General features: G+C 55.1%; 15 protein-coding genes. 9 read left to right on the top strand and 6 right to left on the bottom strand.

The window, feature by feature from the left end; all coding sequences use genetic code 11:
- Positions 1-6: 6 nt before the first annotated feature.
- From BN8_RS07860 to BN8_RS07850, 3 genes are all read right to left on the bottom strand, one after another.
- Positions 7-2,187: a TonB-dependent receptor gene (locus tag BN8_RS07860; RefSeq protein ID WP_009281300.1), complete on the bottom strand. Its 2,181-nt coding sequence runs from the start codon at positions 2,185-2,187 to the stop codon at positions 7-9.
- Positions 2,188-2,337: 150 nt separating this feature from the next.
- Complete coding sequence (locus BN8_RS07855; protein WP_144051609.1) at positions 2,338-3,210, bottom strand: LytR/AlgR family response regulator transcription factor; 873 nt, start codon at positions 3,208-3,210, stop codon at positions 2,338-2,340.
- Between the two features lie 133 nt (positions 3,211-3,343).
- A complete protein-coding gene (locus BN8_RS07850) occupies positions 3,344-5,686 on the bottom strand; it encodes a TonB-dependent receptor (protein WP_229367824.1) in 2,343 nt (780 codons plus the stop codon).
- Between the two features lie 205 nt (positions 5,687-5,891).
- On the opposite strand from BN8_RS07850, the gene BN8_RS07845 reads away from it, so the two are divergent.
- From BN8_RS07845 to BN8_RS07825, 5 genes are all read left to right on the top strand, one after another.
- Entirely contained in the window at positions 5,892-6,527 is a 636-nt protein-coding gene (locus tag BN8_RS07845) for a 7-carboxy-7-deazaguanine synthase QueE (RefSeq protein ID WP_009281297.1), read from the top strand.
- Positions 6,482-8,467 carry an OmpA family protein gene (locus tag BN8_RS07840; RefSeq protein WP_009281296.1) on the top strand — a complete coding sequence of 662 codons (1,986 nt, stop codon included), beginning with the start codon at positions 6,482-6,484 and terminating at the stop codon, positions 8,465-8,467. The genes BN8_RS07845 and BN8_RS07840 overlap by 46 nt, the downstream gene beginning before the upstream one ends.
- Positions 8,468-8,648: 181 nt before the next feature.
- Positions 8,649-9,617 (top strand): thioredoxin-disulfide reductase, encoded by a 969-nt coding sequence (gene trxB / locus BN8_RS07835; RefSeq protein ID WP_009281295.1) that lies wholly within the window; start codon positions 8,649-8,651, stop codon positions 9,615-9,617.
- 84 nt (positions 9,618-9,701) lie between these two features.
- Positions 9,702-10,769 (top strand): peptidoglycan DD-metalloendopeptidase family protein, encoded by a 1,068-nt coding sequence (locus BN8_RS07830; protein WP_040005623.1) that lies wholly within the window; start codon positions 9,702-9,704, stop codon positions 10,767-10,769.
- Positions 10,770-11,037: 268 nt separating this feature from the next.
- Positions 11,038-11,832: an SDR family NAD(P)-dependent oxidoreductase gene (locus BN8_RS07825; RefSeq protein WP_040005529.1), complete on the top strand. Its 795-nt coding sequence runs from the start codon at positions 11,038-11,040 to the stop codon at positions 11,830-11,832.
- A gap of 11 nt (positions 11,833-11,843) precedes the next feature.
- Here BN8_RS07825 and BN8_RS07820 read toward each other — a convergent pair whose 3' ends face one another.
- Both BN8_RS07820 and ypfJ read right to left on the bottom strand, forming a co-directional pair.
- Positions 11,844-12,659 (bottom strand): purine-nucleoside phosphorylase, encoded by an 816-nt coding sequence (locus BN8_RS07820; RefSeq protein WP_144051608.1) that lies wholly within the window; start codon positions 12,657-12,659, stop codon positions 11,844-11,846.
- Positions 12,660-12,719: 60 nt separating this feature from the next.
- A complete protein-coding gene (gene ypfJ, locus BN8_RS07815) occupies positions 12,720-13,577 on the bottom strand; it encodes a KPN_02809 family neutral zinc metallopeptidase (protein ID WP_009281291.1) in 858 nt (285 codons plus the stop codon).
- A 358-nt stretch (positions 13,578-13,935) separates the two neighbouring features.
- Between ypfJ and BN8_RS07810 the strand changes: the two genes are divergently transcribed.
- Positions 13,936-14,985, top strand: coding sequence for a sensor histidine kinase (locus BN8_RS07810; protein WP_009281290.1), 1,050 nt, complete (start codon positions 13,936-13,938; stop codon positions 14,983-14,985).
- Between the two features lie 60 nt (positions 14,986-15,045).
- Here BN8_RS07810 and BN8_RS07805 read toward each other — a convergent pair whose 3' ends face one another.
- Positions 15,046-15,909: an SDR family NAD(P)-dependent oxidoreductase gene (locus BN8_RS07805; protein WP_009281289.1), complete on the bottom strand. Its 864-nt coding sequence runs from the start codon at positions 15,907-15,909 to the stop codon at positions 15,046-15,048.
- A 320-nt stretch (positions 15,910-16,229) separates the two neighbouring features.
- Between BN8_RS07805 and BN8_RS07800 the strand changes: the two genes are divergently transcribed.
- Genes BN8_RS07800 through BN8_RS07790 form a run of 3 tightly spaced genes read left to right on the top strand, consistent with a single transcriptional unit; the run spans position 16,230 to position 20,205 of the window.
- Entirely contained in the window at positions 16,230-16,742 is a 513-nt protein-coding gene (locus tag BN8_RS07800) for a hypothetical protein (protein WP_040005528.1), read from the top strand.
- 33 nt (positions 16,743-16,775) lie between these two features.
- The gene (locus tag BN8_RS07795) at positions 16,776-18,080 is read left to right on the top strand and encodes a serine hydrolase domain-containing protein (RefSeq protein WP_009281287.1); all 1,305 of its coding nucleotides are present in this window, start codon (positions 16,776-16,778) and stop codon (positions 18,078-18,080) included.
- Between the two features lie 52 nt (positions 18,081-18,132).
- Positions 18,133-20,205 (top strand): glycoside hydrolase family 97 protein, encoded by a 2,073-nt coding sequence (locus BN8_RS07790; protein WP_009281286.1) that lies wholly within the window; start codon positions 18,133-18,135, stop codon positions 20,203-20,205.
- The last annotated feature ends 19 nt before the right edge of the window (positions 20,206-20,224 follow it).

Here is a 20,224-nt window from a genome sequence, read left to right as displayed (position 1 = left end):
GATTGATTACAGTTGACTATTGATGATTTCCTGCCGACGATCGGCACCGAGGGTGACGAACATGCCGACGAATATGAAGGGGTTATTGGTAGGTACAATGGCTTCCCGGCGCTCCGGATGTCGGGCTGAGTAGGTGTAGCCGAATACCTGCCGGTTACCCAGTGCATTGCTGACCGTGAGCACCAGCACCGATTGCGCTTTGCGAATGCTCATCAGGTGGGCAATGCTCAGGCCGAGGTTGTGGTAAGCAGGGGTCCGGTCGGTCATGAATGAATCGGCCGGACGGTTCGGGTTGGCATACGGGCGACCTGAGCCGTAGGTGTAGGACAGGCCAATGTTGGTTTGAATCCCGGAAAAAAAGCGCTTCACGACGGCCGAGGCTGTGTGCCGGGCGGCAAACGAGGGCTGTACGGCCGTTGGGTAATCCAGAAACTGCCGCTTCGTGTCCAGAAACGAATACGACAGCCAGTAATCGACTCCCTTGATGCTTTTCTTGTCCCGGAAGAACACCTCGACTCCGCGGGCGTAGCCCCAGCCGCTGTTTTCCGGGGTCGGCGTTGTCCGGATCAGGTTGTTGTAGCGTTTGTAATAAGCTTCCGCCCGAAAGGTCCGGTCGTTGGCCAGTTGCTGGTAGCTGGCGATGTAATGATCTGCCCTGGCGTATCCTAAATCGGTAGTCTGCCACAGAAACTGCCGCTCAGGTTTCTGGTAAAACCGGCCGTACGACACTGACAGCAGCCCGTTCGTTCCGGTGCTGTACCCAAGCGCCAGCCGGGGAGCCACGTTGGCTTGCCGCAGCACCGACGAATATTCGAGCCTCAGCCCAATCCGCGCCGACAGCCGGTCGGTCAGATACGATTCGGTTTCGGCAAACTGGGCCAGGAACGTATCGACGTAGCGGCTGCTATTCCGCTGCTCACTGATCCGTTGCAACTCCGTGCCGACGTACAGGCGGGTACGGTCCAGAATCAGTTTGGAAAATACGCTGCGTGCCTGCCACAGCGACGACTGATCGGCCTGCCGCACCAGCGAATCCGGCCGGAAGCCGCCGTCAACCCGAGCGGCTACGCTAGTCAGGTCGCTGTTGTGGCCGTACGAAAGCCCGGCCTGCCACTTCCAGCCACCGCTCAGGTGCTGGCGGTACGTCAGGTTCGTATACAGATTCCGGTTGGTTAGCCGAATGTTGTTGATCACACCATCGTAGTCCAGATTCGGCCGGTCGAGACCCACAGCGCTGATACCGCCGTTGATGAAAAATTTGAGCATTCCGCCGTTGTTCAACTGCCGCCTGACGAAGCCATTACCGTCCCAAAAGCGGGGCGTTTTAGTGAATAGAACCGCACCCGGTGCCAGCATATTATACAAACCTAGGGTCGTGTGGCTGACTCCCCCACCGTAGGCGGTCTTTTTGTCGCGGCTGAGCTTTTCAAGGTTCGCACCGGTCATGATGGGCGAAATGGTCAGTTCGGCGCTGCTTTTCACCGGCAACTCTTCGGTTTCGAGGATCAGCGCCGACGACAGCGCCTGACCGTATGGGGCGGAGTAGCCGCCCGTCGAGAAGAACGTTCCTTTGAACATGCCCGGTGCAAAGCGGCTGCGGGCGGCCATGTTGGACGGACTGCTGTAGGTGAAGTTGTTGACCAGCAAACCGTCAATGTACACCTTGGTTTCGGTGCCGGTGCCGCCCCGCACAAACAAATCGCCACTCTCACCAACGGGCTGAGCCCCCGGCATGGTCTTAAGCGCCGACGTAATATTGCCATCCGTAGCGGTTGTCAGGACGTCCAGCGGACTTAGCACCGTGTACTTGTTTTTATCAGTCAGATCGAACAGCCGCGGGCGTACCGTTACGTCGTTCAGCGTAACGGCTTTCGTTGTGAACACGAGGTTGATGGCCAGACTGGCAGCGCCGTTCAGTTCGACTGGTTGCGTTACGTTGACAAAGCCGGTGACTTTAGCAACTACGGTAAACAGGCCTTTTTCCTCGGTTTCAAACGCGAACTGACCTTTGTCATCGGTGGTGGCACCGTCGTAGGTGCCGTCCAGGGAGATATTGACGTTAGCCAGCGGGCGAATACCGTTGTACGTCGCTGTTCCATGGACGCGGGTCTTCTGGGCAAAGACCGTGAGCGGCAACAGCAACAGCGCTGTAAGGAGAATAAGACCGATTGAGTAGATGCGTATCATAGCCGAATTGTGTTTGCGTCAGCGAATCGTTGAGACAAACATCGGCTGTCGGCTACCCCCTTTGCAATAGGGTGGGATGGGTGACAAACGGGAAGGGACAAAAAGCCCGTTTATGGGGCATTTGGGACGTTTTAGGGACGAATGGGAAGGCTACGACAGCGTTGCCATGCGCGCGTCGAAGGCATCCAGGTAACTGCGTGAGACCGGAATCCCGGCCGTTGCCCCGGTCAGTGTAAGCTGGTACCCACGGGCGTTGCCCTCGGTGTGGCTCACCGCTTTCAGATTCACGATGTAGGCCCGGTGACAGCGAAAAAACTGGGAAAAATCCCGTAACGCAGCTTCCACGTCCTTCAGCGTATTGCGCAACACGGTCTTCTGCGGGGTGTTCACGTTTAACCAATGCACATCGACGTAGTTGCCGACCGACTCTACGTAAACGAGCTGGTCGGGATGCAGGCTGAGCTTTTCTTTACCGTTGTCAGACATCAGCGTAATAGTCGCCTGCTGTGGCTCCGGAAGCACCGGTGAGGTTTCCTGCAGCCGTTCCAGTTGGACATTGACCGCCAGCGCCTGCGTGGTGTTGCCGGCAAACCGACGGCGCTCGGCGGCCAGCACGCCGAGCGTAATGGGGAAGAAACCGATCAGCGTTACGTACAGGTACATTTGCCAGAAAGGCGGCTTGCCGAAGTCCATCGCCGTGAGCAGCAACTGGTTCATGGCACTGATGCAGAGCAGGACAAACAGCGTATGGGGAATGTGTTTGCCAACCGTCCAGCGCTCCTCATCATACCACGACGGGAGTAATCGGGGGGCGATCCAATTAGCCGCCAGGGACGCGATGAAACAGCCTGCTCCCAGCAGGAACGCCCCGCCTACCAGCTTCCAGTTAAATTGTCGCAGGTTTATCAGCGTAATGAAACCAAACACATAGAAACTCGCCAGCAGCGATTCGCGAATCGTATTCCTCAGGCTAAAGTCTTCGGCAAGCGGATAGTTCAGAAAGGCACGTACTGACTGGAGCATAGGCAAAAATAGCGGTTCTGACATTGCTTACGTCCATTGATCGGGTTTACGTCATTCAAAAGGCGGAGAAACCGCTCGAATACGTTTCTGCCTACAACTTCCCGGGCTAGATCCGGAAGGTTCGATGACAAGGCTACTGCGTGGGCGGTTCAACATTGAACATATTCATCCGTTCTTCCCGCTTGCGCAGGCCAAAATTATAGCGCAATGTTAAGCCGAATCGACGCGTATCATTCCGGCGCAGGCCGTCGGCCGTAACGCTCCCCTGTTTCAGCACAAACTCGTAGTAATTCGTGAACAACAGGTCATTGGCCGTCAGGGTAACCATCAGCTTGTCGTCCATGAATTTCCGGTTTACGCTCAGATTCAACGCCCCGAAGTTGCTTAGCTCGTAGAATTGAAGCTGACCCCGGGTCCGGAAAAAACCGTTCATCGTCGCCGTCGAGCGTTTGTCGATTTTAAACGAATGGAACGTAAAAAACGACCAGCTTCCCCGGCTGAAGTTCAGTGGACTGTTCTCGTACACGCCCGTGTACTCATTGTGGTTGTATTGCGCTCCCACCACAAAAAAGTAGCGGTTGATGGGTGGAATCGCGCCCAGGATCCGGAAGTACGTTTCGCGGTTTACGCCCAGGTTGTCGTATGTCCGGTAGGCAATACTCCGGTTGGCGGGGTCCTGGTACACTACGTTGGTGAAAATATCGCGGGTGTAGTTCCGGCCAAGGGCGAAGATGGGCCGTTCTTCCACGCTGATGTTGGCTTCGTAATTATCGGTGAACTGCGGACGCAGCGCCGGATTCCCGGTTTCGTACAGGTACTGGTCGACGTAGCGGGCAAAGGGGTTCAGATAATCGTAGGCCGGGCGCGTAATCGACCGACGGTACACCAGATAACTCCGCAATTCATAGCCGGCGATTTTAGCGACCCGCCGACTCAGATACACATACGGGAACAGATCGGTACGGTTGATTCGAAACGACGTATCGGCCGGGATGCGCTGTTGCCCATTCATGTTCGTGTTTTCCAGCCGAACGCCCCCTTTGAGCAAAATTGACCCGAACAGGCGCGATGCCTGAACGTACGCTGCGTTGATGTTCTCGCGGTAATCGAAGCGGTTAGTACGGTTCCGATCCGGTTGGCGGGTCTCGTTCACTCCAGTAAAATAAGCCGCGTCGCTACTGAAATTCTGTACGGTTGTTTTCACCCCGGATTCGAGCGTAATCGCTGCCGGCAGTTTGTATTTCAGATCCACCTGAGCCGCCAGCAGGTGCCGCCGGTTGGTGAATGAGCCGTCGCCCAGCGTGCCGGGACGTTCGGGCTGGAGGTAGCGCGTTGAAAAGTCCTGTAGACCACGGGTGCCGATGAAATTGTACGACACGTCGGTGGTCAGTTCGGAACCGACCGTATCCAGCTTCAACCGTGTGGTCACCCCCTGACTAAACGACAGAATCCGGTTTCGGTTATTAACTTCGTTCAGGTTATCCGACAGCAACCGGCCGGTGCTGAGCTGGCGGATCCTGTTTTCATTGCTGGCCTCAGAATTCGCCTGATTCCACGAAAACCGCCCGTCGAAATTCAGGTCCCACTTCCGCGAGAGTTCAAACCCGACGCCATAGCCGACGTAGGCAATCTGCGCCGGATACGTCGTGTACGCATCCTGGGTCAACGCCGTATCTGGCGCAAATCGGCGGTTGCTCTGCACCTGCTCGTAAGTGTTTCGGTTGGTATAATTCAGGTTCAGGTACATCGTGCGTCCATTCTGGGTATTGTTGAGGTTAACGCCCGCAAACTGGTTTCCGAATCGACCCTGATTCACGCCCGCGTTGACAGACCCGGTCAGACCGAGTTTAACCCCTTTCTTCAGGACAATATTGACAACTCCTCCGGTACCGCTGGCGTCGTACCTGGCCGAGGGCGTTCGAAGAATCTCAATGCGCTCGATGCTGTTAGGCGGCAAACTTTTAAGAATAGACGCAATGTCGGCCGCACTCATTTTCTGCTCCCGCCCATTGATGTAAATCGTGGCCGGTGTCGTGCTGCTGAGGTACACGTTGCCGTCGGGGTCAAGAAAAACACCGGGCGTTTTTTCCATGATCTCGTAAGCGCTCGTGCTGGTAGCGGCAATGGGTTCGGGATCAACGATGGTTTTGTCGTCCTCCTGCTTCACGAGAGGTTTGGCCGCCACCACGGATACCGACTGCAGCGTTACGTTATCCTGCTCCATTGTGAAGGTCACGCTGGTCTGGCCGGACTGAATTAGTTTTCTAAGGGGTTTATACCCTACCGAGGTCACCAGCAGGCCGTAGTTTTTACCGGGCGTAACCCGAAAAGCGGCCGTTCCTGCCGTGTCAGAAAGGGCGTAGAGGTGGCGGGTCGTGTCGGCCCGGTCAGTCAGCCGGAGAGTCGCGCCGACGATGGGCTGGCGATTCATTTCCTGCAGCCGAATAGATACCGAATTGGTCTGTGACCAAACCATATACGGCAAAAGAAAACAAAGAGCAAATAAAGCGTAGTTACGGCCGCAGCACATTAAGGTAAAATTTGCCGCAAAGGTACGCAATCATTAGGGAAGACCTGATACGGCCTCCACTTAATTCAACGATCAAAATCAGCCCGCAACCCGGCAATATCGTATCTTTGTGCTGTTTTTCAGGTTCTTTCAGAACCCGCTTGTTTATCCAATGACTACTGAACAGAAACAACAGGTAATAGACCAGACCGTACTGCCCGTGATGGAGGCCTTCTACACCCTGCAGGGCGAAGGGGCGCATACGGGTCGGGCAGCTTATTTCATCCGGCTCGGCGGCTGCGACGTCGGCTGCCACTGGTGCGACGTCAAAGAGTCGTGGGATGCCGACGCGCACCCTAAACTCACCATTGATACGATTGTGAACGGAGCCCTGGCGCACCCGGGGCGCATGGCAGTCATCACCGGTGGAGAACCGCTCATGCACGACCTCACCGACCTGACGGCAGTCCTGCAATCGGCGGGGTTCCAGACCAACATTGAAACCTCCGGCGTGTGCGAGGCCGTAACGGGTTCGTGGGACTGGATCTGCTTTTCGCCCAAAAAATTCAAGAAGCCCAATCCGGCCATTTTCGAGCTGGCCGACGAGCTGAAAGTCATCATTTACAACCAGTCAGACTTCGCATTTGCGGAGTCGTTCGTCCCCTATCTTCGGTCCGATTGTCGATTGTTTTTGCAAACCGAATGGGGTCGCTCAAACGAAATGCTACCCCGCATCGTTGATTACGTAAAACGTAATCCGCAATGGCAAATTTCGTTGCAGACGCACAAGTATCTGGATATACCGTGAAGAAGGGAAGAAGGAGGAAAGGGACGAGAGGAAAATGGGTGAGCATTCTTCTTTTCTCCCTCCTCCCCTTTCTCCTTCCTCCTTTCCTTTTTTCCTCCTCGGCTCAGAATCAGAAAGCAAAGGAATTATACGATCAGTCGATCAAACTATTCGGGCAGCGGAAGGCGAATGAGGCCATTCCATTTATGCAGGAAGCCATCAAACGCGACCCGAACTTCCTCGATGCGCACCTCAAGCTCGGCCAGCTTTATGAGTTCACAAAACGCTTCGAACCGGCCATTGCATCCTACCGCGATGCCGTCCGGCTTCAGCCCGACAACCCCGCGACGGGTGCGGCTTACCAGTCGCTGAGCAACATTCTGCTACGGTTGGGGCGCTATCAGGAAGCGCTTCCCTACCTCGAAAAATACAAAAGTCTGTTCCCGGATGAGTCTGTCCAGGGCAAGCGCATCGGTCGGCTGATCGAAGGTGCCCGGTTTGGGCAGGAGGCTGTGCAGCACCCTCAACCGGTTGACCCAAAACCTGTATCGTCGGTGCTGAATACGACACCTTCCCAGTACTTTCCGGTGCTGACCGCCGACGAACAGACGCTGGTCTTTACGGCCCTCAAACCCGAAGGCGACGAGGATCTGTACGTATCGTCCTTCAACGGCGAAACCTGGTCTCCCCCAATCTCACTATCGTCGGACATTAACACCGTCGACAACGAAGGGACGGCCAGTCTCTCGGCCGACGGGCGTACCCTTGTGTTTACGGCCTGTCAGGGACGCAAAGGCTTTGGCAGTTGTGATCTGTACGTATCGCGCAAAACCGGCACTACCTGGTCTGCGCCGGATAACCTGGGGCCCACCATCAACACCCGGTTTTACGAATCGCAGCCCTCACTCTCGGCCGACGGTCGGCGGCTGTACTTCGTTTCGGACCGGCCGGGGGGGCATGGTCGGCGCGACATCTGGCGCAGCGACATCGATGCCAGTGGCACCTGGGGCAATCCGGTCAACATCGGCGATAAGGTCAATACGCCCTTCAACGAAGCATCGCCGTTTATTCACGCCAACGGCCGGAGCTTGTTCTTCGCATCCGATGGACACGTCGGTATGGGAGGGTACGATCTGTTTGTCGCCGACAGCACCAGTTCCGGATGGTCGGCTCCAGCGAACCTGGGCTACCCCATCAATACGTCTGAGGACCAGGCGTCGCTGTTCGTATCGGCTAACGGCCGCCGGGCCTACTACTCGTTTGAAGAACAGAAAGATGGCGTTTCGCAGAAGTCGCGGCTCTACGTATTCGACCTGCCCGAATCGCTTCGGGAGCGGGTCAAACCTGTCAGCTTCCTGAAAGGTGTCATTGCCGACGCCCGTACCCAAAAACCACTGGCCGCTACCGTCGAACTGATCGACCTGGGTACAAACCAGGTAATCTCACGAGTGCAGGCCGACGAGCAGACGGGCCAGTACACGGCCGTGTTGCCGAGCGGTGGGGAGTATGCCCTGTACGTGAGCGTACCGGGTTACCTGTTCAAGAGTCTGTCGTTCGATTTCACGCAGAAGACTACGGGCGAAGGCATGGCCCTGAGCGTACCCCTCGAACCAGTTGGTGCAGCCAGCAAAGAAACGCTGAACAACCTGTTTTTCGAGTCGGGCCGCTACGATCTGGCCGATAAATCCCGGACGGAACTCGACCGGCTCTCGGCGTTCCTGACGGCCAACCCAACTGTTCGGATTGAGATTGCGGGACATACCGACGACCGGGGCGATGCGGCTGCCAACCTGACTTTGTCGCAGAAACGGGCGCAGTCGGTAGTAACATACCTGACCAAAGCTGGCATCGACCCGAGCCGGATCAAAGCCATCGGCTACGGCAAAACCAAGCCCGTCGCGCCCAACACAAGCGACGAAAACCGACGCCTGAACCGGCGCATCGAGTGGCGGGTACTATGAAGGAGGGAAAAGGGTATAAGGGGTAAGGGGGTAGGTTGGTTGAGCAACGCTTACTCCCTTTTCCCCTTTATCAACCTTTGCTTTCGTGGGAGAATTTTTTCAATTTTGCATATGTTGTCTTTAAGCCAGCGCTTTTAGCGAATGGTTTATTCATTTGTCAGACAACTTATTGCCTTCTGCAATGACTTCCGAACACGTTAAGTGCCTGATTATTGGTTCCGGACCCGCCGGCTATACCGCAGCGATCTATGCGTCGCGTGCTAACATGAAACCTGTATTATACCAGGGTGCCCAGCCTGGTGGCCAGTTAACGATCACTACCGAAGTTGATAATTTTCCGGGGTATCCGAATGGAGTGAATGGCCCTCAAATGATGCAGGATCTTGAAAACCAGGCTCGCCGGTTTGGAACGGATGTACGTTACGGCATGGTAACGAAGGTGGAGTTTTCGGAACAGCCCGGCCGCGATCGGCCCCACAAGGCCATCGTGGATGATTCATACGAAATTACCGCCGATACCGTCATTATCTCGACCGGTGCGTCGGCCAAGTGGCTCGGCCTGCCGTCGGAAATGCGGCTCAATGGCCGGGGCGTTTCGGCTTGTGCCGTTTGTGATGGGTTCTTTTTCCGGGGTCAGGACGTAGCCATTGTTGGCGCGGGCGATACAGCCGCTGAAGAAGCCAGCTACCTCGCCAACCTTTGCCGGAAAGTATATATGCTGGTTCGGCGCGATGAGATGCGGGCGTCAAAGTTCATGCAGCAGCGCGTTAAAACCGCTCCCAACATCGAACTATTGTACAATACGGAAACGCAGGAGATTCTCGGCGACGAGGAAGTTACGGGCGTCCGGGTGAAAAATGCCGTGACCGGCGAAGAAAGCATTCTGGACGTAACGGGCTTTTTCGTTGCAATCGGCCATAAACCGAATACCGACATTTTCCGGGACTACCTCGACATGGATGACCACGGGTACATCCTGACCGAAAAAGGCAGTACCCGAACGAATATTCCCGGCGTCTTTGCCTGCGGAGACGCTCAGGACAACATTTATCGTCAGGCTGTCACGGCAGCCGGTACCGGCTGTATGGCGGCTCTGGATGCTGAGCGTTACTTAGTGACGCTCGAAGTGCAGGAGCAACTTGTTCATTAACTAAAAAACCAACGGATTACGGTTAAAAGGGCCCGGTTTCAGACGATCGAGCCCCTTTAACCGTAAATCTCCATTTATGAGATGATGCAAAAAACGGCTGTACGCTGGCTATTGGCCATCGGGTGCCTGAGCTTTGCTCTGACAACCCAGGCGCAGGAACGGGGACGATTTAAGAAGGATCTGCGCATTACGCCTAAGAATCAAGTAAACACCAATGCTCCGGCCATTGAACAGCCTCAAAAAGCGGATGGCCCTTTTGAACAGGAAACTACGCAACTGCGCTTCAACAGCCAGTTTGAACCGAAGAAAGAACTTAACCCGGTCGTCAGCGAAGACACCAGCATGATCGACCAGGGCCAGACCAGCGTTGTGGAAGTAATTGATTCCGTGCTGGTTGGCGACGAATGGGTCAAAATTGCCGATTACTACGCCGTCTGGGATTCCCGCCATATTGACCCTTACAACATCAATCCCCTTGAGTTCGACGAGGTAATTGACATCAGGCTGTATGATCCCCCGGCTAACCGCTACTGGTCGGCTCCCCTGAACGAAGGGAAACTTACGTCTAATTTTGGTTTTCGCTGGGGCCGCTGGCATACTGGTGCCGATCTTGATCTGGAAACCGGTGATCCGGTTTATGCAAGCTTCGACGGTATCGTGCGCGTAGTCGGCTGGGACGGCGGTGGCTACGGTCGTTACGTACTGGTTCGGCACTACAACGGGCTGGAGACGCTCTACGGACACATGTCCAAGCAAACGGTGGAGGTTGGCCAGCTCGTCAAAGCCGGTGACCAACTGGGCTTGGGTGGCAGCACTGGCCGCAGCTCGGGCCCTCACCTGCACTATGAAGTACGGTACGAGGGCAATCCCTTCAGTCCGCTCAACATTTATACGTTTCCGGCCAACACCATCAACTCCGATCACTTCCTGCTGACCAGCTCGGTCTGGGATTACCTGCGGGGTGGCCGCTCGTCAGATGCGAGTAGCGCCAAGCCGCGTTTTAAGCGGACGGTGCTGCACCGCGTACGGGCCGGTGAAACGCTCAGTTCCATCGCCAGCCGCTACGGTATGTCGGTTTCCGCCCTGACCCGAAAAAACCATATCTCGGCGCGCACGAAAATCCGGCCCGGTCAGAAGCTCCGGGTGAACTAACCAGATTTTTACTCCTAATTCAATGTAAACCCCGATCAGAAATGGTCGGGGTTCTGCCTGTTGGGAATTTATTTATGCGCGAAAGGTACAGAATGCTACAGGCAGCAGTATAGTCATGGATTGACTCGTAAATGGGTTAACATAAGAGCAAGTGCAATTCCAGTAAACCTAGTGTATTGTCTGGATGGTATCGGCCGGAGAGCGACCTTTGCAGGAGTTACTACCTCGAGTGGTATCTATACTCTACAACCAACAACCCAACAGACAAATGGATTTGCAGCTTCGCCAAAAGACAGCGTTAGTAACTGGCTCAACAGCCGGTATCGGTTTTTCCATTGCGAAAAAGTTACTGGCCGAGGGAACCGAAGTCATTATCACCGGGCGCACCGAACAACGGATTCAGGACGCTATCGACCAGCTTAAGGACCAGCAGCCGGAAGCCAACGTTCGCGGGGTAGCGGTCGATTTTGGACAAACGAGCGACATTGATCGCCTGATTCAGCAGGAGCCAGAGGTGGACATCCTGGTCAATAACGTCGGCATTTTTGAGCCCAAAGATTTTGTCGACATCAGCGATGAGGACTGGTTTCGGTTCTTTACCGTCAACGTAATGAGTGGGGTACGGCTGTCGCGGCATTACCTGCCCCGGATGCTCCAGCGGAACTGGGGTCGGATTCTGTTCATTTCCAGCGAATCCGGCCTGCATATTCCCACGGAGATGATTCACTACGGCACCACAAAAACGGCTCAGTTGGCCATTTCGCGCGGACTCGCCGAACTCACAACCGGCACCGACGTAACAGTCAATGCCGTACTGCCAGGCCCGACGTATTCGGAAGGGGTCGGTGAGTTTATCCGCAGCCTGGCCCGGCAGCAGCAAAAAGACGAAGCCCAGGTCGAGAAGGAGTTTTTTCAACACGCCCGGCCTACGTCTATCCTGCAGCGGTTTGCAAGTACGGACGAAGTGGCCAACATGGTCGTGTACCTCAGCAGCCCACTGGCATCAGCCACCAACGGTGCTGCGGTACGGGTAGACGGTGGCGTAGTGCGGACCATTGCCTGAGCAGGCATTACCTACAGGGTCTCCACCAGCTTTTTCATCAGGGCGGTCAGTTTCGGCTCAGCCACACCGGCCGCTGCGATGATTTTAGCAATATCCGCTTTTTCGAGCGTTTCGGGAATACACATATCTGTAATGACCGACACGCCGAAGATGCGCATACCCATCTGGTGGGCCACAATTACCTCCGGCACCGTCGACATCCCGACGGCGTCGGCACCCCACTGCCGCAGCATCCGGTATTCTGCTTTGGTTTCAAGCTGCGGTCCCGTCACGCTGACGTACACGCCCCGTTGCAACGAAATGCCGAGGTCCTGCGCCAGATCAAACGCCTGCCGGATCAGCATTGGGTCGTAGGGTTCGCTCATGTCGGGGAACCGATCGCCGAAAACCGGGAGGTGCTTGCCCGTGAGCGGATTCTGGGGCAGCAGCAGGCTAATATGATCGTCGATCACCATCAGATCGCTGACCTTGAACGCCGGGTTCATTCCCCCGGCTGCATTGGACACAAGCAGCGTTCGTACGCCCAGCGCATGCATGACCCGTACTGGAAACGTAACCTGCTGCATGGTGTAGCCTTCGTAGAAATGAAAACGCCCCTGCATCACCACAACCGGCTTACCGGCCAGCGTACCCAACAGCAGTTTACCGGAATGAAACTCAACGGTTGAGAGTGGGAAATGCGGGATGGTTTCGTAAGGCAGCGTCGTTTCGATAACTACCTCACCGGCCAGTGCGCCGAGGCCGGTTCCGAGAATGATGCCGATCGTCGGCTGAACGGTTGTCTGGGATTGAATGTAGCGGGTGGCTTCCTGAATCTGTTCGAGCATAGTGTTGACGCAAAAGCCCGGCATCGCATGATGTCGGGCTTTTCGGTTATCAAAGGTTACTTATTGCAAATTCGCATCTTCGCGGCTGTTGAACGTATCGCCCTGGCTGAGATCGCCGGTTTTGAGTCCTTTCTTGAACCAGTACACCCGCTGCGCCGACGTACCGTGTGTAAACGCATCAGGCACCACGCGCCCCTGTGTCTGCTGCTGGATACGGTCATCGCCGATGGCGTTGGCCGCCGTAATTGCTTCTTCTACGTCTTCCGGCGACAGCGCAACACTCTGGCCCTGCGCGTGATGCGCCCAGACACCGGCAAAGAAATCGGCCTGGAGTTCCAGCCGCACCGATACCCGGTTGTATTCACTTCGGCTCAGGCGCTGGCGCAGTTCATCCACCTGATCCATAACGCCCAGTTGTTTCTGGACATGGTGCCCAATCTCGTGCGCAATCACATAGGCCATCGCAAAGTCGCCGGGTGCCTGAAACCGCTGACTCAGTTCGTCGTAGAACGACAGGTCAATGTACACTTTTCGGTCGGCGGGACAATAGAACGGCCCCATGGCCTCCTGGGCCGTACCGCAGCCGGACTCCGTAGCGCCCCGGAACATCACCAGCGTCGGTTCGGCATACTGCGCTCCCTGCTGGGCAAAAAGCTTGTTCCAGACGTCCTCAGTGCTGGCCAGTACCTTGCGCGTAAAGCTGGCCGCTGCATCGTCGGGTTGAGGTCCCGTTGGCGACTGCGACGTAGCCGGGCTGTTGTCGGTCCGGTTCAGAACGGCCGTAGGGTCGCCCCCGAGCAGGTATACGACCAGTGCAATGACCAGGGTACCAATGCCGCCCCCGACGACTAATCCGCCCCCACCGCTTCCCCGGCGGTCATCAACGTTATCACTTTCGCGTCCTCCAATCCAACGCATAGCTGTTTTTCGATTAAAGTTAAAGATCGTACTAACTACTGTTTCAGGCTTTAAAGTGTTTGACTCCCTGGTGCCGGTTCGATTGTCCGGTTAAATTAGATAGCTCATCTACCATGGGTTAGCTACTTTGGGTCAGCTCTTTTCTTCGTCAAATAAAAACAAATTCTTGCTTATCTTCCTATGATTTACCGTAGCGGGTCGGCTGCCCAAACACAATATCCCTTTTACAGAAATGTGATCGGTAAAGAGCAGACGGATACCGGTGACATTACTTATTTTTACAGGAATTAATTGGCGCAACGCGTTGTATACCCCGGTCTGTAACCTGGGCGATACGGCCAGACAGGCCCACAGAACAATGCAGCAACTGAATGATAAATGGATGCGGATTGTCGGAGTTCCGCTGCTGGCCCTGACGGGGCAGTGGATCATGTACGGTTATACGAACGTACCGTACCCGGACGACTGGCGTGTTCCGTTCTTTTTTCTGCTGGGATCAGTTCTGGTATGGGAATGCAACCGGTGGGGCATCATCTATTCACGTCGCCGGTATCCTGAATTAGCCCAGACGCTTCGGCGGGTATTGTATCAGTTGATCTGGTTCATTACGTTTTCGAGCCTCATCCGGATCGCGCAAACGTTTATTTATCACCAGCTTGACTTGTTTCCGACCGAAGACTACTTTCTGTTCAAGCCTTATTTTTTCAACACACTCGTATCGGTGGTCAACACGGTGCAGATTGCCGCCGTTTTTGAAGGCATCTATCTGTATCGACGCTGGAAAATGTCGTTTATAGAAACCGAGCAGCTAAAAAAAGTCAACCTGCAAACCCAGCTCGATTCGCTGAAAACCCAGATTAATCCGCACTTTCTGTTCAACAACCTCAACTCGCTATCGTCGCTGATTACCTCCGATGCCCACCAGGCAGAGAACTTTTTGGACGAACTGTCGTCGGTGTACCGGTATTTACTCCAGCAGAACAACCGCGATTTGTGCCCACTGTCAGAAGAAATCAATTTCATAAACGCCTACTTCCACCTGCTCAAAACCCGCTACGGCGACGCCATTTTCATGGAAACCGACGTGGAGCCGCGGTACCTGTCGTTCCTGATTCCACCCCTGACCCTCCAGATCCTTTTCGAAAACGCCATCAAGCATAACGTCATCTCGGTCAACCGCCCGCTCATCATTAAACTTTACACCCTAAATGGCGCGCTGCACGTCGAGAACAATCTTCAGAAAAAGAAAAGCGCCGTTGCGTCTAATGGCATCGGCCTGCAAAACATCCTGATGAAATACAAACTGCTCGATCACTCGACGGTCGAGGTACGGGAAAACAGCGACTGCTTCCTGGTCACGGTCCCCCTGATTACACCGGTTGCCGAAACGGTACTGGTATCGTCATAAAAACGCCCCACGGCCGAATTGTACGATCCGGCCGTGGGGCAATACCGTTCCTGGTCAGCCTTACGATTTTACGGACGTGTGCCCTTCCAGCGAATGCTGAAGATCCAGTTCGCCTTCCGGCTCCTTCTTGAATGAATCAGCGGCTTTTTCGCCCTGCGGTCCTTTGGCAATGGTTGTGCCGCCGTCGACGTAGTAGATGGCCCCCGTTACGTACGACGCTTCGTCGGACGCCACGAACAGATACACATTAGCTACCTCCTCGGGTGTTCCCCGGCGCCCCATCAACGTACCGGCTGTCGTTGATTTTTCCATTTCCGAATCCATCGGGCCGGTGCTGGTGTGCGTCCAGGCGGTATCGATCGGGCCGGGTGCCACTACGTTGCTCCGTACGCCGAACTTCGCCTGCTCGGTGGCCAGTCCCTTCGCAAAGGCATGATTAAACCCTTTTGTGCCGCCGTAGGGCACAGCCTGGGGTTCACCCATCTGGCCAGCCTCCGAGCCCGCCGTCACAACGTTACCCCTGGTTTTCTGTAGTTCAGGCAAGGCCGCCTTCGTCATCATGAACGTCGACTTGATGTTGTTCCGAAGCAGGTAGTCGAAGGCTTCCTCCGAAAAATCCGGCAGCAAATTCGTTTCCGGAAACACCCCCGCGTTGTTGATCAGAATGTTGAGCCGGTCATACATCCGAATTGCCAGGTCAACGCAGGCCTTAGCATTGGCTTCGACCGAGATGTCGCCCTTAAAGGCAACGGCAATCCCACCCTGCTGTTCGATTTCCTTCACTACCTGATCGACAGGATCGTCGGGCAAACCGACAACAACAACACGTGCGCCCTCCTGGGCAAATTTCTTACAGATAGCTTCACCAATGCCGGTAGCTCCCCCGGTTACAATGGCTACTTTTTTGTCTAACCTATTTCCCACTTATCCTAGTGTTTAATTGCACTATTTGATAACCTTCGTGATTGACCGAGGTTTATGGATTTATACAATGGGAAAGCCGCCCGGTAGTAGTATAACCCTGATCGGTAGTGTACAGGGGGCTCAACTACGTACTAAACCGGGAATTGTTCTACGAAAGCGCTACGTTTATACATATTTCTGCAAAAAATAGTGTTTAAATCAAATTTTGTGTAAACTTCATTCGGACACGTAGTGCAGGCATGGCTCCTCAGTTCCGGTAGCAGGCATACTACAGGCCAATCCCCATCGTTTCATAGACAAATTTGATGACTCAAACCAACATGACCACTCCTTACGCGTTTCGCCCGCTACGTAATCTGTTTCTGGCGTTATGTTTCATTGGTTTCTGCACAACGGCCTGCAAAAAATCAGGCTCCGGTTCCGGCGAAATCGACCCCCGCGATCAATATGTCGGTACGTATGACGGAGGATATACAACCCAAACCTTGCTTAACAACGCGTTGCCCTACTCCGATGAAGCCGGAAAAGTAACGATTGCCGTGTCGAAAAGTCAGGCGGTTGACGAGTTGTACCTTGATTTTACGTTTAATTCAACCACTAAGGAGCGCCGGACGGCCCAGTTGACGGAGAACAAGTTCACGATCACCGACAAACAGAGCGAAACCATCTACTTCGGCACGGACAGCAAAGGATCGCCGGTTGGCTACGATGCGGCTTATACGGCTAACGGTCAGTTCACAGAAAACAACCTGCTGATCACGACAAAGTCGGAGGCCCGTGCCGTTTCGCAGCTTCTTACGAAAAATGGCAGCATCACCTGTACAAAGAAATAGGTAGCTTTGGGCTGAAACCAGCTTATTTCGTGCATGAAAACGTTTATTCTAACCGGTCTCCTGGCCGGTTTTTGTTTAACGGCCCCGGCGCAGGTACCTGCACCTACGCCCTCCCCTATTCTTCAGGTCGCCAAGGCGGAAACCGTCGGCATGAGCACCGAACGGTTGCAGCGCATTGATGCCGTTATTAACGAGTATGTCAGCCAGGGTCGGCAGGCCGGCGTTGGCGTACTGATTGCCCGCAACGGGAAGATTGTGCTGCATAAAGCCTACGGAAAGAACGACCTTGACAGCGACGCACCGCTGCAACGCGACGCCATCTACCGGATTGCCTCGCAGACCAAAGCCATTACGAGCATCGGTCTGATGATGCTGTATGAAGAAGGGAAGTTTCTGCTCGACGACCCGCTGTCGAAATACATTCCGACGTTCAGGAACCCGAAGGTACTGGACAAGTTCAACGAGAAAGACTCGTCGTTCACGACGGTTCCGGCCAAGGGTGAAATTACCATTCGGCAACTGCTTACGCATACGTCGGGTATTGGTTACCCGTCCATCGGTTCCAAAGAAGCCAACGCCATTTACGCCAAAAACGCCATTCCGAGTGGCATTGGCACGCCGGAGGGACGGCTGTCGGACGCTATTAACCGGCTGGCAACCCTGCCGCTGCTGTTTAATCCCGGCGAACGCTGGATGTACGGCCTCAACACCGACGTAGGGGGTTATCTGATCGAAGTGCTGTCGGGGCAGTCGCTCGATGTGTTTCTCCGCGCCCGGCTGTTTGAGCCGCTGGGGATGAAAGACACGTATTTTTATCTGCCTACCCCGAAGCAGGATCGGCTCACGGTTCTTTACACCGAAGATTCGACCAAAGCTCTCCGGCGTGTCATGCCCCGTGGCCGGCTGTCGCCCGACTATCCCAAAGCGGCCGGAACCTATTTCTCGGGAGGTGCGGGCCTGTCATCCACACTCTATGATTACGCTATCTTCCTGCAAATGCTGCTGAACGGCGGCCAGTACAATGGCAAGCGGTTCCTGAGTCCAACCACCATCCGGCTGATCACGACCAACCAGATTGGCGACCTGAATCAGGGGCAGAATAAATTCGGGCTGGGGTTCGGGATCACTACCGAACGGGGCGCGGCCCGGCTGCCGGTCTCTGAAGGCTCGTTCGACTGGGGCGGTTATTTTGGTACCACGTACTGGGTTGATCCAAAAGAAGGAATCGTAGCCTTGCTCTACACCCAGAAGGTACCCAACAGCTACGGCGATATGTTTGATAAATTCAAAGTGCTGGTTTATCAGGCCATCACCCGGATGCAGGCAACTGGTCGGTAGGACCTCACCGTTACGCGCTTTATCAGTCAGTTTGTTATACCTACCTTTTCCTATGCGTAACGTGTACATTTTCCTGCTGATCAGCGTAACGGGGGTTGCCGCCCTCGCTCAGCCGACGGTTTCGGTAACCTCACCCAACCGGGCGCTGGTCATTACGGTGCAGTCTACTCCGTCGGGCGAAGTGCTGTATCAGGTCCGGTACAAAGGCAAGTCCGTCATCGAACCATCGAAGCTGGGGTTTGTGTTGAGCAAGCCTCAGGTATCGCTGACCCGGTTCAACATTACGACGATAGACTCATCACGCACCGATACGACCTGGCAGCCGGTTTGGGGCGAAGTCGGCCAGATTCGGGACCATCACCACGAACTGGCTCTTACCCTACAGGATCGCTCCAGCCCGGCCATCACGCTACGTGTCCGGTTCCGCGTATTCGACGACGGTCTTGGCTTTCGGTACGAGTTTCCGCAACAACCTGCGCTCACTCATTTTGTCGTAGCCGGCGAGCTGACTCAGTTCAGGCTGGCCGCCGACCATCGGACGTTCTGGATGCCGGGCGATTACGACTCGAATGAATACCTGTACAACACCACGAAGCTAAGCGAAGTCGACGCCGTTGCGGCTGCCGACCGCGAGAAAGATACGGCCCTGAAATCAGTCATCGGCCCCAACGCTGTTCAGACCCCACTGCTGTTCACCACTACTGATGGACTGTACGTCAGCCTGTACGAAGCAGCTTTGCGCAACTATCCGGTCATGCACCTGCAACTGGACAAGCCGACCCTGACGCTGACCGCTCAGCTGACACCGGATGCCGTGGGGAACAAAGCTTATCTTCAAACACCCGCGCAAACGCCCTGGCGAACGCTGATCATCAGTGATAAAGCCACCGACCTGCCCGCGTCCAAACTGATTCTGAACCTCAACGAACCATCCGTTATCGATAATCCGTCCTGGATCAAGCCCCAGAAGTTCGTCGGCATGTGGTGGGAAATGCACATCGGCAAAGCAACTTGGGAAAAAGCAGGCGGGAAGCATGGTGCCAACACCCAAAACGTAAAGCAATACATCGATTTTGCGGCTAAGTACGGTTTCGACGGCGTACTGGTCGAAGGCTGGAACGTGGGCTGGGAAGACTGGTTTGGCAACTGGAAAGAAGACGTGTTCGACTTCGTAACGCCCTACCCCGACTACAACCTCGACTCGCTGACGGCCTACGCTCAACAGAAGGGCGTTCGGCTGATCATGCACCACGAAACATCGGGCTCCGTAACCAATTACGAACGGCGAATGGATGCGGCTTTTTCGTTCATGAACAAAAACGGGATCAACACCGTCAAAACCGGTTATGTAGGCCGGATCATTCCGCGGGGTGAACACCACGACGGCCAATGGATGGTGAACCATTACGAGCGGGTGGCCCGGAAAGCCGCCGAGTACAAGATCATGATCGACTCCCACGAGTCGGCGCACCCGACGGGCCTGCACCGCACTTACCCCAACTGGCTGGCCAGCGAAGCCGCCCGGGGTAGTGAGTTCAACAACGCCCCGACGCTGGGGATTACGCCCGAACACACCACCATCCTGCCGTTCACCCGGCTGCTGGGTGGTCCTATGGATTTTACGCCGGGGCTATTCCGCTTTGCGCTGAATCAGTTCGATAGTACCCGCACCCAACGGGTTCGTACGACGCTGGCCAAACAACTGGCCTTGTACATTACGTTGTATAGCCCGCTACAGATGGCCGCCGATTTGCCCGAGAACTATGAAAAACACCTGGATGCGTTGCAGTTCATCCGGGATGTCCCGGTCGACTGGGACGATACGAAAGTGATTGCCGCCGAACCCGGCGATTACATCCTGATGGCCAGGAAAGAGAAGGGGCTCCCGAACTGGTACGTTGGTGCGATTACCGACGAAAACGGCCGCGACCTCGCCCTACCGCTCGACTTCCTCGACCCGGGCCGTACCTACGACGCGGTGTTGTATCGCGATGCGCCCAATGCCGATTGGCAGACAAATCCGGCAGCATACGTGATTGAGAAAAAAGCGGTTACCAACAAAACAAAGTTGACGCTTCGTCTGGCCAAAGGAGGTGGTTGTGCGATCCAGTTTGTCCGACGATAGAATTGCTCAGTAATGTGCT

It is taken from the genome of Fibrisoma limi BUZ 3 (assembly GCF_000296815.2).
In the GTDB taxonomy this organism is placed as follows: domain Bacteria; phylum Bacteroidota; class Bacteroidia; order Cytophagales; family Spirosomataceae; genus Fibrisoma; species Fibrisoma limi.
This window is presented reverse-complemented; position numbering and strand designations above follow the sequence as displayed.